Below are 15,762 nucleotides of genomic sequence, written 5' to 3'. Positions count from 1 at the left end.
CGGCGCTGTCGGTGGGCCCCGGTACGCTTCAGATATGAGTGCTGTTCCTCGTTCAGAAAAGCCGGCCGGCCGGTTCCGGCGCATGCTCGACCGGCTCTCCACGTCCCAGGAGGACCTGGAGTCGGAGGAGCTGCGCGAGGACGCCGAGACGACGGGCTGCACGAAGATCGGCGACTGCCAGGACCGGCAGATCGTCACCGTAACTGGTACCTTGCGCACGGTCACCCTGCGTCCGCGCGCCGGAGTCCCGGCCCTGGAGGCCGAGCTGTTCGACGGCTCCGCGGCGCTCGACGTGGTGTGGCTCGGCAGGCGTTCCATCGTGGGCATAGAACCGGGGCGCAAGCTGATCGCATCGGGCCGGATCTCGCTGAGCCGGGGCCGCCGGGTGCTCTTCAACCCGAAGTACGAACTGCGACCCCTCGGACGGGAGTAGCCGGTGACGTCCCTCGACAAGCCGACCGAAGACACCGACCAGACCCCGCCCGGAGAGCCCGGCGAAGGCGACGCCCGCGCGGTGACGGAGGCGGCGCTGTTCGAGGCGTTCGGCGGCATCCGCGGCATGGTCGAGACGGTCGTGCCGGGCCTGCTGTTCGTCGCGATCTTCACGGTCGACAAGGACCTGCACCTTTCGGCGATCGCCGCGCTGGCCGTCTCCGTGGTGCTGGTCGTGGTCCGGCTCGCCATGAGGGACACCGTCAAGCACGCCTTCAGCGGTGTGTTCGGCGTGGCCTTCGGCGTGGTGTTCGCCATGTTCACCGGCAATGCCAAGGACTTCTACCTCCCCGGCATGCTCTACACGCTGGGCCTGGCCCTCGCCTACATCGTCACCACCCTCCTCGGGGTCCCGCTGATCGGCGTCGTGCTGGGCCCGGTCTTCAAGGAGAACCTCTCCTGGCGCACCCGTAATCCGGGCCGCAAGAAGGCTTACGCGAAGTCGAGTTGGGCGTGGGGTCTGATCCTGCTCGCCAAGTGCGCGATCCTCTTCCCGCTGTACTGGTGGTCCGACACCACCCGGCTCGGCTGGGTCCTCGTCGCCCTGAAGATCCCGCCCTTCCTGCTGGCCGTCTGGCTCACCTGGGTCTTCCTCGCCAAGGCGCCCGCGCCGATCGACGTCTTCGCGGAGATGGAGGCCGAGGAGCAGGCCGAGAAGGCGGAGAAGGAGCGCAAGGCGGCGCTGGCCGCGGAGAGCGGCGAGTCCGAGCCCGAACCGCTGCCGGGCCGCCATCGCAGGCAGGCGTGAGTTCCGTACCGTAGGCGCTCGGCAGGCGTGAGTTCCGTACCGTAGGCGGTCGGTAGGCGCGAGCGCCGTTCCGCGGACGGTCGCTACGACGACGAAGGGCGCCCTTGTCGCCAAGGGCGCCCTTCCGCGTGCTCGGAGCCGGAGCCGGAGCCGGAGCCGGAGCCGTAGTGCCGGAGCCGGGGCCCTCGGGGCCGTCCGCTCCGGCCCGTCAGCCCTCTTCCCGCTTGCGCACCGACAGCAGCTCCTCCAGCTGCTCCTCCCGGGCCTGCGCCGCGACGAACAGCAGCTCGTCACCCGGCTCCAGGGAGTCCTCCCGGGACGGCGTCAGCACCCGGGTGCCCCGGATGATGGTGACCAGCGAGGTGTCCTCGGGCCACTGCACGTCCCCGACCTGGGTGCCGGCCAGGGCCGACTCCTCGGGCAGCGTCAGCTCCACGAGGTTGGCGTCGCCGTGGCTGAAGCGCAGCAGCCGTACCAGGTCGCCGACGCTCACCGCCTCCTCGACCAGGGCGGACATCAGACGCGGGTGGAGACGGCCACGTCCACGCCCCACGCCTCGTTGAACAGCCACTCGTTCTTGGGGTTGTTGACCCGGGCGACGACACGCGGGACGCCGTACTCCGTCTTGGCGAGCAGCGACACCACCAGGTTGACCTTGTCGTCACCGGTGGCGGCGATCACCACGTTGCAGCGCTGGAGCGCCGCCTCGTCCAGGGACGTGATCTCGCAGGCGTCGGCCAGCAGCCACTCCGCCTGCGGCACCCGCTCCACCGAGATGGCGGTCGGGGCCTTGTCGATGAGCAGGATCTCGTGGCCGTTCTCCAGCAGCTCGCCCGCGATCGAGCGGCCCACGGCACCGGCTCCGGCAATGGCGACCCTCATCAGTGACCGCCTTCCTCTTCCGGACCCCCGGCGAACGCCGCCTCGACCGTGTCCACGTCGTCCGTCCGCATCATCACATGCACCAGGTCGCCCTCCTGGAGCACCGTCTGGGAGGTGGGCAGGACCGCCTCGCCCAGCCGGGTCAGGAACGCCACTCGGACGCCGGTGTCCTCCTGCATCTTGCTGATCTTGTGACCGACCCATTTCGGGGAGGCGTGCACCTCGGCGAGCTGCACCCCGCCGGTGGGATCGCGCCACAGCGGCTCGGCCCCGGAGGGCAGCAGCCGGCGCAGCATCTGGTCGGCGGTCCAGCGGACCGTGGCCACGGTCGGGATGCCGAGGCGCTGGTAGACCTCGGCGCGGCGGGGGTCGTAGATACGGGCGGCCACGTTCTCCACGCCGAACATCTCGCGCGCGACCCGCGCGGAGATGATGTTGGAGTTGTCGCCGCTGGAGACGGCCGCGAAGGCGCCCGCCTCCTCGATCCCCGCCTCGCGCAGGGTGTCCTGGTCGAAGCCGACTCCGGTGACCCGGCGGCCGCCGAATCCCGGTCCCAGCCGGCGGAAGGCGGTCGGGTCCTGGTCGATCACGGCGACCGTATGCCCCTGTTGCTCCAGGGTCTGGGCGAGAGCGGAGCCCACTCGCCCGCAGCCCATGATGACGATGTGCACGACCGTCCTTCCGATGTCAAGAGTCCTTGGGTTGGCCTGAACAGGTTCTCAGACTGCCGCCCAAGCTACACACGCATCACCCTCACCGGGCACCCCCGTGCCCCGGTACGGCCCGCACACCGGTCCCAGACGGTCCCAGACGGGCCCGGACGGCCCCTGACGGGCTCATAGAGGCTCATCCGCTCGTCTGCGAGTGATGCTGCGCACGCTGCACACGGTCAGGATTCCGAGGCAGGCCAGAGCGAGCACCGCCCCGATCAGCTCAGCGGTCGGCGGCATGGGGCCTCCAGGGGTCGGCGACAGGCGGGGTTTGCCATCTAGGCACGACCCGAGCCCGCGCCACGGAATCCGTACATCACATCGCCGCCGAGTTCACCCATGGGGAAGATATTGCGGACGGGGTGGGCGGCTGCCAGTTCGAAGGCTTACGATCCTCTCTCGTGTCCAAACTGACCGACGTGCCCAAACGGATCCTGATCGGGCGCGCACTGCGCAGTGACCGGCTGGGGGAAACCCTCCTGCCCAAGCGCATCGCACTCCCCGTCTTCGCCTCCGACCCGCTGTCCTCCGTCGCCTACGCGCCGGGGGAGGTTCTGCTGGTCCTGTCCATCGCGGGCGTGTCGGCGTACCACTTCAGCCCCTGGATCGCCGTCGCGGTCGTCGTGCTGATGTTCACCGTGGTCGCCTCCTACCGCCAGAACGTGCACGCCTACCCGAGCGGTGGCGGCGACTACGAGGTGGCGACCACCAACCTCGGCCCCAAGGCCGGCCTCACCGTCGCGAGCGCCCTGCTCGTGGACTACGTGCTGACGGTCGCCGTCTCCATCGCCTCCGGTATCGAGAACCTCGGCTCGGCCATCCCGTTCGTGGTCGAGCACAAGGTGCTCTGCGCGACCGTCGTGATCGTCCTGCTGACGCTGATGAACCTGCGCGGCGTCAAGGAATCCGGCAAGCTCTTCGCGATCCCGACGTACGTGTTCGTCGGCGGCGTCTTCGTCATGATCCTGTGGGGCGCGTTCCGCGGCCTGGTGCTCGGCGACACCATGCGGGCGCCGACCGCCGACTTCCACATCAGGGCCGAGCACCAGGGCCTCGCGGGCTTCGCGCTGGTCTTCCTGCTGCTGCGCGCCTTCTCCTCCGGCTGTGCCGCCCTGACCGGCGTCGAGGCCATCTCCAACGGTGTCCCGGCCTTCCGCAAGCCGAAGTCGAAGAACGCGGCGAGCACGCTCGCGGCGATGGGCCTGCTGGCCGTCACCATGTTCTGCGGCATCATCGCCCTGGCCGCGACGACCAAGGTCCGCATGGCCGAGAACCCGGCCACCGACCTGCTGCACAACGGCCACCCGATCGGCTCCGGCTACGTCCAGAACCCGGTGATCTCCCAGGTCGCGGAGGCCGTCTTCGGCAAGGGCAGCTTCCTGTTCGTGCTCCTGGCGGCCGCCACCGCGCTGGTGCTGTTCCTCGCGGCCAACACGGCGTACAACGGCTTCCCGCTGCTCGGCTCGATCCTCGCGCAGGACCGCTACCTGCCCCGCCAGCTGCACACCCGCGGCGACCGGCTCGCCTTCTCCAACGGCATCGTGCTGCTGGCCGGCGCCGCCGCGCTGCTGACCGTGATCTACGGCGCCGACTCCACGCGCCTGATCCAGCTCTACATCGTCGGCGTGTTCGTGTCCTTCACGCTGAGCCAGACCGGCATGGTCCGGCACTGGAACCGCCACCTCGCGGTCGAGAAGGACCAGGCCAAGCGCCGCCACATGATGCGCTCCCGGGCGATCAACACCTTCGGCGCCTTCCTCACCGGCCTGGTGCTGGTCGTCGTCCTGGTCACCAAGTTCACGCACGGCGCCTGGGTGGCCCTGCTGGGCATGTGCATCTTCTTCGCGACCATGACCGCGATCCGCAAGCACTACGACCGCGTCGCCGAGGAGATCGCCGCGCCCGAGGAGCCGGACGACGACCTGGTCCGCCCCTCCCGGGTGCGCTCCGTGGTGCTGATCTCCAAGATCCACCGCCCGACCCTGCGGGCCCTGGCCTACGCCAAGCTGATGCGCTCCGATGGCCTGGAGGCGCTCACGGTCAACGTGGACGCGGCCGAGACCAAGGCGCTGCGCGAGGAGTGGGAGCGGCGCGGCATCGACGTACCGCTGAAGGTCCTCGACTCGCCGTACCGCGAGGTCACCCGGCCGGTGATCGAGTACGTCAAGGGCCTGCGCAAGGAGTCCCCGCGCGACGCGGTATCCGTGATCATCCCCGAGTACGTGGTCGGCCACTGGTACGAGCACCTGCTGCACAACCAGAGCGCCCTGCGCCTCAAGGGCCGCCTGCTGTTCACGCCCGGCGTGATGGTCACCTCCGTGCCCTACCAGCTGGCCTCCTCCGAGGCGGCCAAGATGCGGGCCCGCAGGCGCCAGGACTGGAGCGCGCCCGGCGCGGTCCGCCGCGGCCCGGCGGGGGAGCGGCCCAAGGAGCCGTCGCCGAAGGACTGACGGGACCGGGTTCGGGACGGGGGTTCGGGACCGGGGCGGCGAGGCCGTAGACTGGTGGGCTGTTGTCGGTCCACCGGGCTGCGCTCGACCGCCCCGGACCCGTCCTGGCAGCTCGTCTGCGTCGTGCAGTCTTTCTGCCTCTCCTGTCGCGAACCCGATCCTCTGGAGCCACCCACCATGCAGGCAGAACCGACCACGTCTCTGGTGGGCGAGGAGTACGAGGTCGAGATCGGCCCCGTCGCCCATGGCGGCCACTGCATCGCCCGTACCGCCGAGGGCCAGGTCCTCTTCGTCCGGCACGCGCTGCCGGGTGAGCGGGTGGTGGTGAAGGTGACCGAGGGCGAGGAGGGCGCCCGCTTCCTGCGCGCGGACGCCGTACGGATCCTGGAGGCGTCCAAGGACCGCATCGAGGCCCCCTGCCCCTTCGCCGGTCCCGGCCGCTGCGGCGGCTGCGACTGGCAGCACGCCAAGCCGGGCGCCCAGCGCCGGCTGAAGGCGGACGTGCTCGCCGAGCAGCTGCGGCGGCTCGCGGGCCTCACCCCGGAGGAGGCGGGCTGGGACGGCACGGTGGTACCGGCCGAGGGCGACAAGCTGCCCGCCGGTGAGGTGCCGCAGTGGCGCACCCGGGTGCAGTACGCGGTCGACGCCGAGGGCCACGCGGGCCTGCGCCGCCACCGCTCGCACGAGGTCGAGCGCGTCGACCACTGCATGATCGCCGCGCCCGGCGTGTCCGAGCTGGGCATCGAGAAGCACGAGTGGGCCGGCATGGAGTCGGTCGAGGCGATCGCGGCGACGGGCTCCCAGGACCGCCAGGTGATCCTCACCCCGCGTCCAGGCGGCCGGCTGCCCCTGGTCGAGCTGGACAAGCCGGTCTCGGTCATGCGGGTCGACGAGAAGTCCGGCGGCGTGCACCGCGTCCACGGCCGCCCCTTCGTCCGCGAGCGCGCGGACGGCCGTACCCACCGCGTCGGCGCCGGCGGCTTCTGGCAGGTCCACCCGAAGGCGGCGGACACCCTCGTCACCGCCGTCATGCAGGGCCTGCTCCCGCGCAAGGGCGAGATGGCCCTCGACCTCTACTGCGGCGTCGGCCTCTTCGCCGGCGCCCTCGCCGACCGCCTCGGCGACCAGGGCGCGGTCCTCGGCATCGAGTCCGGCAAGCGCGCGGTCGAGGACGCCCGCCACAACCTGGCCGAATTCCCCCGCGTCCGCATCGAACAGGGCAAGGTCGAATCCGTCCTCCCGCGCACGGGCATCACCGAGGTCGACCTGATCGTCCTCGACCCGCCCCGCGCGGGCGCCGGCCGCGACACGGTCAAACACCTCGCCTCCCTGCGGGCCCGCCGCATCGCCTACGTGGCCTGCGACCCGGCGGCGCTGGCGCGGGACCTGGGGTACTTCGGGGAGAACGGGTATCGGGTGCGGATGCTGCGGGCGTTCGATCTGTTTCCGATGACGCATCATGTGGAGTGCGTGGCGATCCTGGAGCCGGCCGCGAAGGGCTCCTGAGCTGCAATTTTGTCCGCGCGCTTGATGTACGGTGTGGGTGTTACGGGTGATATCACGACGTTCGTGACGCCCATTTGACGCTTTCTCTGATGGGATGTCAGGTCTCTCCCCGACAGGTCACACCATGTCAAGGTAGCGAGCATCAACGGGGCACTGAGCGCAGACGTACTTAGAGTTCATCTCATTTGGCGAGTCTGCGGTAGCAGATCAGGGTGCACGCGAGGCTCGTAAAGGCGAGGAAGTGCTCGGCTTTGCGCTCGTAGCGACGGTGGAGACGGCGGCATCCAGCGAGCCGGGCCATCGTGCATTCGATGCTCCAGCGGTGCCGGCCGAGCCGCTGCGATGTCTCGACTCCCTTGCGGGCTATGCGGTGCCGGATGCCCCGCTTGGCCTTGTCGGCGTGCAGTTTGCCTGGTTTTCGTCGACGGGGGCCTCGCCGGGATCGAATCGGCGGTATGCCGACGGGCAGGGGGAGACCGGTCTGCTCGGTAATCAAGTGGATCTTCGAGCCGTACTTACCCCGGTCGACAGGATTCGGCCCCGTCAACTCCCCCTTTTCAGGGCCCTCATGTTCACCGATTCGATCGCACAGCGAGACCAGTCCAGGTCGCCGCAGGACCCGAGTTCGTCGAGGGCCAGGCGGTGCAGCTTGGCCCACACGCGAGCCTTCGTCCACTCGGTGAACCGGCGGTGAGCTGTCGCCCCGGACGGTCCGAACGACGAGTTCGGCAACTGCTGCCACGTGCGGCCCGACGTCGCCACGAACACGATCGCTGCCAGAACCTCGCGGTCTCCGTGCCGACGTCGGCCGCCACCCTGAGGCCGCGATGGCGCCTCCGGCACGACCCTCTGGAACAGTTCCCACAGCTCGTCCGGCACCAGCCGCTCAATGATCCCCACCACAGGGGTGGTGTAGCTGTGCTCGGCCGGAAGGAGCCGGACTTGGCGAACGGCTTTGATGAGCTGGGCGGTCAGGCCCGCTCCGTGTCAGCTGCCAGCGTCCCTTCTCTGCCAAGACTTCCTTGCCGATGGCCAAGCCGGTTGTCCCCGATCGCAAGGGCGATCAGCTCGGGGGTGCCAGGAGGTGGGCCGGAGTGACATGGCGCAGGTGGAAGAGGAGGTCGTAGGAGGCCGCGGGGGCGATGTTGTGGAGACGCTCCGGGTAGGACGTGCCGATGTTGCGGGTGGGGCGGGGGGTGTCCAGCCACGCGCGGGCCGCGGCCGGAGTTGTGCGCAGGTCCATGTAGTAGTCGCCGGGGCGCACCCGGTCGAGGAAGCGCTCGGTGCTGTTCTGCGGCGGGGCTCCCACTGTGTAGACGCGGGCCGTGCCGTCGGGGCCGGTCGCGTTGAAGGAACCATCGCCGAACGTCGTGGCGACGCTCACGTACCTCTTGCCCAGCCGTTCCCGCAGGAACGCGCCCTGCATCCGCGGGTATCGCCGGTCGGAGGAGAGGTAGGCGATGTGGCTGTCGTGCGCCGACAGGAGGATCTTCTGGCCCGTCCGGGCCTGCCACCAGGCGACATTGTCCGCCATCAGCTGGTCGCGATAGGCCATCGACGCCCGCAGCTGCTGAGGGTTGTCGAAGTCGAAGGCGTAGCCGCGCGCGGTCTGCGCCAGGGCCCGGGCGTTCTGGACCGCCCAGGCGTGGGCGTCCTCCGTCGCACCGGGGGGAACCGGCTGCCGGGCGAGCAGGGACAGCGCCGCCTCCGCGCGGACGGCCATGGCGCGCCGCTCGGCCAAGGGCCGCTTCAGGTACGCCTTCATGTAGGTGCCCGCCGGGGTGGTGGGCCGCAGCCCCTGGTAGAGCGCGGTGAGGCGCGGCAGCAGGTCCGGTCGGTGGCGGGCCGCGTACCCCAGCACCCTGTCGTACTGCTCCGGACCCGCCCATGCGAAGTCGTCGCCCATGAACCGCACCGGGTCGCCGGCATGCCGGACGTTGTACGCGCGCATCCACTTGACGAGGGCGAGGTACTCCTCGGTGTTCCACCACGCGTACGTGTCCTGGAACTCCTCCCGCATGATGCGCCGCGGGTCACCCTCGCCCGTGCGCACGTACGAGTCCAGCCGCAGGCCGCTGCTCCAACTCGTCTCCAGCGCGAAGGTGCGGAAACCCTTGTGCTCCACCAGATAGCGCAGCACGCGGTACTTCAGGGCGAAGAACTCGTGCGAGCTGTGCGTCGCCTCGCCGAGCCCCACCACCTTCGCACCGTCCACCATGCGTCCCAGCGGCCGCAGGTCGGCCAGGTCGCCGTACGACCCGGTGGTGCGCAGGGGGTGGGTGACGCGCTCGGCCGCCCGCAGCGCACGTGTCTCCTGCGATGGCACCGGGCCGGAGCCGAGGGCCCCCATACAGAGCAACAGACACAGGATGAGTACGGACCGGTTTCGCTTCATACGGCAAGGGTCCGCTTCCGGGCGGTCTCAGGGCATCCGACGCACCCCCGACTTCCCTGGGTGCTGCCCCTACCCCGGGCATGCCGCTAAACCGGAAGAGGCTCTACCGGTTCCATGGTGAGACGGGTGACCCGTTCGGCGGCCGGCACCAGATAGAAGTGATCGCCCTCCAGCACCGTGACAGCGAAGGAACCCGACGTCACAGAGCTCCACCCGGCCGCCTCCTCCGGTGTGACCCGCGGGTCCCGGTCGCCTGTAAGGGCGTGGACGTCGGCGTGCAGCAGGGGTGCGTCGGTCCGGCGGCGGTAGCTGTCGATCAGGTGGTAGTCGTTCCGGATCGCGGGCATGAGCAGCGCCCGCAGGTCCGGGTCGTCGAAGACGGCCGCGTGGGTACCGCCCAGGCACCGGACGGCCTCGACCAGTTCCTCGTCCGTCTGTACGGCCGGGCCCGCGGCACCATCGGGAGACCGGCCGGAAACGCACAGGCGGGCGATGTGGGCGGCGGCGCCCGCCTGCTGGAGACGCAGGAGCGTCTCGTACGCGACGGCCGCGCCCATGCTGTGACCGAAGAACACCGTGGGCAGCGGCGGCAGGGTCAGCAACTCGTCCGCGATTGCCGACGCAAGCGGGTTCATCGTCGGGATCAGGGCTTCCCGGAAGCGGTTCTCGCGGCCGGGGTACTGGACGGCCAGCAACTCCACCGAGGGGTCCACGTACCGCGCCCATGGGCGGAAGAAGCTCGCCGCGCCGCCCGCATGCGGAAAGCAGACCAGGCGGCGCGCCGGGTGCTCTGGCCGGGTGTGGCGGGTCACATAGGTCGAGGGGGAGGACGAGGGCATGTCGAGAGGTCCGATCGTGGGTCGAGGTCGGCCTCGCGCAGCGCGGCGAGGCTGTGGACGCGAGGTGTCGGGCTCGATGACCGCAGACGGGCGGCCACCTCCCGTTCGCCGGGGTCTCCGCAGCCGCGTGAGCACATCAGCCCGTGAGGGGGCCCGGCCGGGAGGAGGTCAGCGCCAATTCATGGAAACCTCAAGGCTGCTGTAGCCCTGCACGAGGTTGGAGCGCATCCAGCGCACCTCACCGGCCGGTTCCACCCCCCGAGCCTCGGCGGCCAACTCCTTCAGCAGAGCGGCGAGTTCGAGTCGGGCCAGAGCGGCGCCGAGGCAGTGGTGCGGACCGTTGCCGAACCCCAGGTGCCGGTTGGGCGTACGGTCAGGGACGAAGCGATGCGGGTCGGGGAAATGCCGCTCGTCACGGTTGGCGGCGGACAGCCAGGCCACCACCGACTGCCCCTTGAGGATCTCCTGGCCACCGATCTCGCAATCCTCGGTCGCCACTCGCAGGACGTGCGCCGCCGGGGACGTCCAGCGGACCACCTCCTCCACGGCGGAACCGGCGAGTTCCGGGTCGGCGTGCAGCGCGTCCAAGGTGTCCGGGAACGCCTGGAAGGCATGGAAGGCGCCGGTGATCGAGTGCCGGGTGGTCTCGTTGCCTCCTATCAGGACGTTGTCGCAGTTGATGAGCACGTCCTCGGCGCTCAGCCGCCCGTCCTCCAGCAGCGCGCTCACCAGGTCGGAACCGGGCGTACGGCGGCGCTGTTCGATCAGTTCGTGAAAGTAGAAGAGGATCTCCGTGTGCGCCTCGGCCGGGGTCATCTTGTCGAAACTGCTCTCCTCGCCACCGAAGGCGTGGTTGGTCAGCTCGATCAGCTGCTCCCTCTCGCTGAGCGGCACGCCGATGACCTCGCACACGATCGCCGCGGGGAGCCGCGGGCCGATGCCCTGGGCGATGTCGGTGGAGTCCTGCGACCGCAGCCGGTCGACGATGTCCCGGACCTCCCGGTGGAGCACCGACCGGAGTTCGGGGGCGCGCAGCCGCGAGAGGAACGGACCGATGAGCCGCTTCAGCGTGGAGTGCCAGCCGCCTTCGCTCACCACCAGCATCCTGCCGCCCGAGCTGTCGGGATGCTCGGGGTCGAAGCCGATCATCATGCCGTACTCGGAGGTGAAGGGTGCCTTGGGGGAGAGGACGGCGGCGACGTCGCGGTGGGAGAAGACCGACCAGAAGCCGGAGGGGGAGACGCCGGGATCGCTCCAGACTTTCGCTTCCGCCCGGGTGTACTCGCCCCACATGGTGAAGCGGGCATCGGTGGTGTAGAGATCGGGATCGGCCAGATCAACGGGGGCCGGACGGAAGGGAGCCGGGTCAAGGGCAGTCGGATCAATGCTCATGGTGGCTGTCTCTGTCTGTCAGCGGACGGGGGGAGGAGTGGCCGCGACATCAGCGTCGAGGTCCTCGCCGGCGCAGGGGTTGCCGGCGTCGGCGTCGGGCCGTGCGGTGACGGCCGCGCCGGGGTGTGGCATGTCGCGCAGCGCCGGGCTCAGCGATGTCAGCAGGGCGATGACCGCCATCACGGCCGCGCAGCCGAGCAGGCCGGCGAACCGGCCCGCGAGGTCCAGCACGATGCCGCCGGCCAGCGGGGCGATCGCACCGCCGCCACCGCTCGCGATGGCCGCCACGCTCACCACCCGCCCACGGTGGCTGTCCGGGGTGAGCCTCAGCTGGTAGGTGGTGAAGCAGGCGTTCGCCGTCGGCGCCGCGAAGGCAATCGCGCCCAGCAGCACCCCCGGCGTCCAGGCGCCCGGCAGCACCGCGATCCCCACCGTGAGCACGACAAAAGCCCACAGTACGACGTGGATGGGCCGGGCGCCGGTCAGGAACCGCTGGAGCAGCGGTGCGGCGAGGGAGCCCAGCAGGCCGCCGACGCCCAGCAGCGCCGCCATGACACCGATGAGGCCGGTGGCCATGCCGCCGGTCCGCGCGGAGGCGATGACGACGAAGTAGATGACGCCGAAGAAGAAGTTCGTCGCCGTCGCGCACAGCAGTCCCACGCGCAGGAACGGATGGGAGGTGATCCAGCGGATCCCCTCCAGCAATCCCCGCCCACTGAGCACCGGCCGGTCGGCCGGGACGCCGGCGGCCGGCGGTTGCCGCTTCAGGAACAGCAGCATGGCCAGCGCCGCCAGATGCGCCAAACAGCCGACGACGAACGGCAACGCGTTCTTCAGCGCCAGCAGGAACCCACCGGCGGACGTCCCGGCCAGTTGGCCCGCGTAGGTGCGCGCCGCGTTCATGGACACCGCGTCGGATAGCCTCTCCTCCGCCACCAGGCTCGGGATCATCGCCTCCCCTGCCGCCATCGTCAGGGCGGTCGACGCGCCGTTGACCAGGGCGAGCGCCACCAGCGCGGGCAGCGAGACCGTGCCCGCCCACAACAGCAGGGCCAGCGCGCCGAACACCGCCACCAGCGCGGCCTGGCACCACAACATCACCGTCCTGCGGTCGTACCGGTCGGCGATGGCTCCGGCCGGCAGCCCCGCCAGGAGCATCGCCGCCGCGTCGACGAAGCCGATGATCCCCGCTCGCGCGGGTGAACCGGTCAGCGCCAGCACGATCAACGGCAGCACGATCAGCGACGTGCTGTACGCGAACTCACCGAGCGCCGAACCCACCCACAGCAGCGTGAAACCGCCACCCCGCCGTGTCTTCTCCGACGGCATCAGCCGAGGAGCCGCGAACGCGACTTCGTCCGCACATAGGTGCGCCGCAGATCGCGGACCAGGCTGGTGCGCTTGAGCCAGCGGTCCGTCCCGTCGTAGCGGGGCGTGAACGTGTCCCGCCCGTGGACGGCCCGGTGGTTGTCGATGAACACGGCGTCCCCGGGGCTCAGGACGACCCGCTCCGCGGCGGCGGCCAGCAGGCCGGCTGCCTCCCGCAGGGCGGTATCCGCTTCGGTGTCACCGGGTACCGCGTCGGTGAAGTCCGCGTCGATCCGCAGATACGGCGCCTCCTCGGGGCCGAACAGCACGGACGCCACCTCGTGCGGGCGGTCCGTGAGCGCCGCCGGGTTCTCCACGCTGTGCTGCGGCACCACCTGGTGGGAGTCGTCCGGGAAGAACCGGAAGCGGTCCTGGTGCAGGACCCGCCGCGTCGGCTCCGGGAAATCCACCGACTCCACCAGCGCCACCGTCGTACCCACCGCCTCGGGATTGCGCAGGCACATCAGGGCCACGTAGTCACCCCGGCAGGAGTGGAACACGTCCTCTGTGTGCAGCGTGAGCTGCTGCCGGCTGCTCGCGCTGGTCAGGGAGTTCTCCTGTCCCTTGGACGGGCAGACGTCGTGTACGAGGCGGCCGTCCTGCTGGTTGACCCAGCCGAACGGCTCACCGAGCACGGAGCCGACGAGCAGCAGCACCAGCTCCTCACGGATCGCGGCGGCCTCCTTCTCCGCGACCTCCCAGCTCGGCGGGGTCGGTACGAGGGCCTCGTCGACGGGCAGGTTCCCCAGCAGGATGACGGCGTCCTCGGCCGTGCGGGACGACACCAGGAACCTGCGTATTCCTACCGGGAGCCGCTCCGCCTCGGCGCGGATGTCGTCCGCCCACTCCAGCGGTGTCCAGACGGGGTGGGTGGCGAGGAACTCGTCGGCCACGGCGGCCAGTTCGTTTTTCTCGATGTCACTCAGCACATAGCGAGCCACAGCAAAGCCTTCCGATGATGGTCAGTTACCGGCCGCGGCGGCGATCTGCCGCAGGGCGGTGGCGAAGTCGTCCGCGAGCCGGCGAACGGTGGTGGCGGTGTGGGCAGACGGCGCGTACAGCCAGTCGACGCGCAGCTCGCCGCGGCTCACGGCGGCGACGACGTCGATCAGGTGCGGACGGGTCTCGTCGGGTGCCTGGTCGGCGCCGAGGCTGTCCAGCCGGTCCCGGATCAGGCCGCCGCCGTTGTCGGCCGCGCCGTCCCACTGGCCCAGGTAGTTGAAGCTGATCCGCGGCTGCGAGGTGGCGGCGAGGGCGGTGTGCGCGGCGCCGCCCGCCTCGGAGAGGTAGCGCAGGGCCCCGTAGCCGAGCCCGCGGCCGGGCAGCTTGCGCAGGGTCTTCTTGACGGTCTTCAGCGCCGCCTCCCAGGGGCCCTTCGGAACGTCGAGGGCGACGGGATAGATCGTGGTGAACCAGCCGACCGTCCGGGACAGGTCGATGTCGTCGAACAGCTCCTCACGCCCGTGGCCTTCGAGGGCGATCGTCACCGGACCGCCCGTCCAGTCCCGCAGGACCCGGCCCAGCGCGGCCAGCAGTACGTCGTTGATCCGGGTGCGGAACGCGGCGGGCGCGCGCTGGAGCAGCGCGTCCGTCGTGGACCGGTCCAGTGCCGACGACTCCACGGCGACCTCGCCGTACGTGCCGGCCGCCGGCCCGTCGCACGGGATGTCCATGGCGCCGGACAGGGCCTTGCGCCAGTACGCGGTCTCGTGGTCGAGGGCGCCGGAACGGACGTACGTGGTCAGGCGCTCCGCCCATTGCTGGTAGCTGCTGGTCCGGGGGCCGAGGTCCACGGGCCGGCCCTCGGCGAGCTGCGCGTAGGCGATGGACAGGTCGTCCATGACGATGCGCCACGACACGCCGTCCATCACCAGGTGGTGCACGGCCAGGAACAGCCGGGGCGGCGCCCCCGCCGGCAGGCGCAGGAAGACGCCCCGCACCAGGGTGCCCGCGCACAGGTCCAGCGCGCGCTGGGCCTCCAGCGCGGCCTCGTCCAGAGCTCGTTCCCGGTCGGCCACGGCCGTCAGGTCCCGGACCCGGAGCAGTCCCTCCGGGCGCTCGCCGTACTCCTGGACCCAGCCGCCCGCGCCGTCGTCCGCGTACCGCATGCGCAGAGCGTCGTGGTGGTCGACCACCGCCGCGAGGGCACGTTCCAGCACGGCGGGGTCCGTGTCCGGGGCGAGGGCGACGTGCACGGACATCGCGTACCGGTCCGGATCGACGGTGTGCTCGGCGAAGAACCACCGCTGGACGGGTGTCAGTTCGACCTTGCCCGCCGCCTCGGGCGCCTGCTCCCTGGCGGCCGGCGCGTCGGCATCCGAGTTCCCTATGGCGGACGCCAGTTCGGCGACGGTCTGGTGGATGAACATCTGCTTGGAGGTCAGGCGCAGCCCCGCTTGACGGGCGTGGGAGATGAGTTGGATGGAGAGGATGGAGTCGCCGCCGAGTTCGAAGAAGTTGTCGTGGACGCCGACGCGTTCGACGTCCAGGACCTTGGCCCAGAGGGCCGCGAGGGTTTCTTCCGTCTTGTCGCGGGGTGCTTCGTAGGCGGTGGCGAGCTGTCCCGTCTGCACCTCGGGTTGGGGTAGTGCGCGGCGGTCGGCTTTGCCGCTGGGGGTGAGGGGGAGGTGGTCGAGGGGGATGAAGAGGGCGGGGACCATGTGGTCGGGGAGTGTGTGGGTGAGGTGGGTGCGGAGTTCGGTGATGGAGGGGTTGGTGTCGGTGACGGTGTAGGCGATGAGTCGGCGGTGGCCGTCGGTGCTTTCGTGGGTGGTGACGACGCATTCGTTGATGTGGGGGTGGGTGAGGAGTGCGGTTTCGATTTCGCCGAGTTCGATGCGGTGGCCGCGGATCTTGACTTGGTCGTCGGCGCGGCCGAGGTGTTCGAGGGTGCCGTCGGGGCGCCAGCGGGCGATGTCGCCGGAGCGGTACATGCGTTCGCCGTGTGGGTTGGGGGGAAGCGTTCGGTGGTGAGGGTGGG

The 15,762-nt window shown here is 70.4% G+C and carries 11 protein-coding genes and 3 pseudogenes; 4 read left to right on the top strand and 10 right to left on the bottom strand.

The window, feature by feature from the left end; translation table 11 throughout:
• The first annotated feature begins 34 nt into the window (after positions 1-34).
• Both GHR20_RS09445 and GHR20_RS09440 read left to right on the top strand, forming a co-directional pair.
• A complete protein-coding gene (locus GHR20_RS09445) occupies positions 35-433 on the top strand; it encodes an OB-fold nucleic acid binding domain-containing protein (RefSeq protein WP_111580861.1) in 399 nt (132 codons plus the stop codon).
• Between the two features lie 3 nt (positions 434-436).
• On the top strand, positions 437-1,240 hold the full coding sequence (locus GHR20_RS09440) for a DUF3159 domain-containing protein (RefSeq protein ID WP_111580862.1): 804 nt from the start codon (positions 437-439) through the stop codon (positions 1,238-1,240).
• A 208-nt stretch (positions 1,241-1,448) separates the two neighbouring features.
• Here GHR20_RS09440 and GHR20_RS09435 read toward each other — a convergent pair.
• A pseudogene (locus tag GHR20_RS09435) lies at positions 1,449-2,122 on the bottom strand (TrkA family potassium uptake protein).
• Positions 2,122-2,793, bottom strand: a complete 672-nt coding sequence (locus GHR20_RS09430) for a TrkA family potassium uptake protein (protein ID WP_111580864.1) — start codon at positions 2,791-2,793, stop codon at positions 2,122-2,124. The pseudogene GHR20_RS09435 and the gene GHR20_RS09430 overlap by 1 nt, the downstream one beginning before the upstream one ends.
• 440 nt (positions 2,794-3,233) lie before the next feature.
• Between GHR20_RS09430 and GHR20_RS09425 the strand changes: the two genes are divergently transcribed.
• Both GHR20_RS09425 and GHR20_RS09420 read left to right on the top strand, forming a co-directional pair.
• Positions 3,234-5,282: an APC family permease gene (locus GHR20_RS09425; protein ID WP_111580865.1), complete on the top strand. Its 2,049-nt coding sequence runs from the start codon at positions 3,234-3,236 to the stop codon at positions 5,280-5,282.
• Positions 5,283-5,459: 177 nt separating this feature from the next.
• Positions 5,460-6,788 (top strand): TRAM domain-containing protein, encoded by a 1,329-nt coding sequence (locus tag GHR20_RS09420; RefSeq protein ID WP_153812927.1) that lies wholly within the window; start codon positions 5,460-5,462, stop codon positions 6,786-6,788.
• 181 nt (positions 6,789-6,969) lie between these two features.
• On the opposite strand, the pseudogene GHR20_RS09415 reads toward GHR20_RS09420, so the two are convergent.
• The 8 genes and pseudogenes from GHR20_RS09415 to GHR20_RS37435 form a co-directional block, all read right to left on the bottom strand.
• A pseudogene (locus GHR20_RS09415) lies at positions 6,970-7,679 on the bottom strand (transposase).
• A 172-nt stretch (positions 7,680-7,851) separates the two neighbouring features.
• Positions 7,852-9,183, bottom strand: coding sequence for an erythromycin esterase family protein (locus GHR20_RS09410; protein WP_153812926.1), 1,332 nt, complete (start codon positions 9,181-9,183; stop codon positions 7,852-7,854).
• Between the two features lie 86 nt (positions 9,184-9,269).
• A complete protein-coding gene (locus GHR20_RS09405; RefSeq protein ID WP_153812925.1) occupies positions 9,270-10,022 on the bottom strand; it encodes an alpha/beta fold hydrolase in 753 nt (250 codons plus the stop codon).
• Positions 10,023-10,190: 168 nt separating this feature from the next.
• A complete protein-coding gene (locus GHR20_RS09400; RefSeq protein ID WP_153812924.1) occupies positions 10,191-11,414 on the bottom strand; it encodes a cytochrome P450 in 1,224 nt (407 codons plus the stop codon).
• Between the two features lie 18 nt (positions 11,415-11,432).
• The gene (locus tag GHR20_RS09395; protein ID WP_153812923.1) at positions 11,433-12,743 is read right to left on the bottom strand and encodes an MFS transporter; all 1,311 of its coding nucleotides are present in this window, start codon (positions 12,741-12,743) and stop codon (positions 11,433-11,435) included.
• Positions 12,743-13,723 carry a TauD/TfdA family dioxygenase gene (locus GHR20_RS09390; RefSeq protein ID WP_243877990.1) on the bottom strand — a complete coding sequence of 327 codons (981 nt, stop codon included), beginning with the start codon at positions 13,721-13,723 and terminating at the stop codon, positions 12,743-12,745. The genes GHR20_RS09395 and GHR20_RS09390 overlap by 1 nt, the downstream gene beginning before the upstream one ends.
• Before the next feature lie 21 nt (positions 13,724-13,744).
• Complete coding sequence (locus GHR20_RS37440) at positions 13,745-15,355, bottom strand: condensation domain-containing protein (RefSeq protein WP_243878320.1); 1,611 nt, start codon at positions 15,353-15,355, stop codon at positions 13,745-13,747.
• Between the two features lie 90 nt (positions 15,356-15,445).
• Positions 15,446-15,715: pseudogene (locus tag GHR20_RS37435) on the bottom strand (hypothetical protein); the annotation flags it as partial.
• Positions 15,716-15,762: the final 47 nt, after the last annotated feature.

Origin of the sequence: Streptomyces sp. SUK 48, from assembly GCF_009650765.1 — a bacterium.
Lineage (GTDB): Bacteria > Actinomycetota > Actinomycetes > Streptomycetales > Streptomycetaceae > Streptomyces.
Note: the sequence above shows the minus strand (reverse complement) of the source record. Positions and strands in the feature narration are given on the sequence as shown.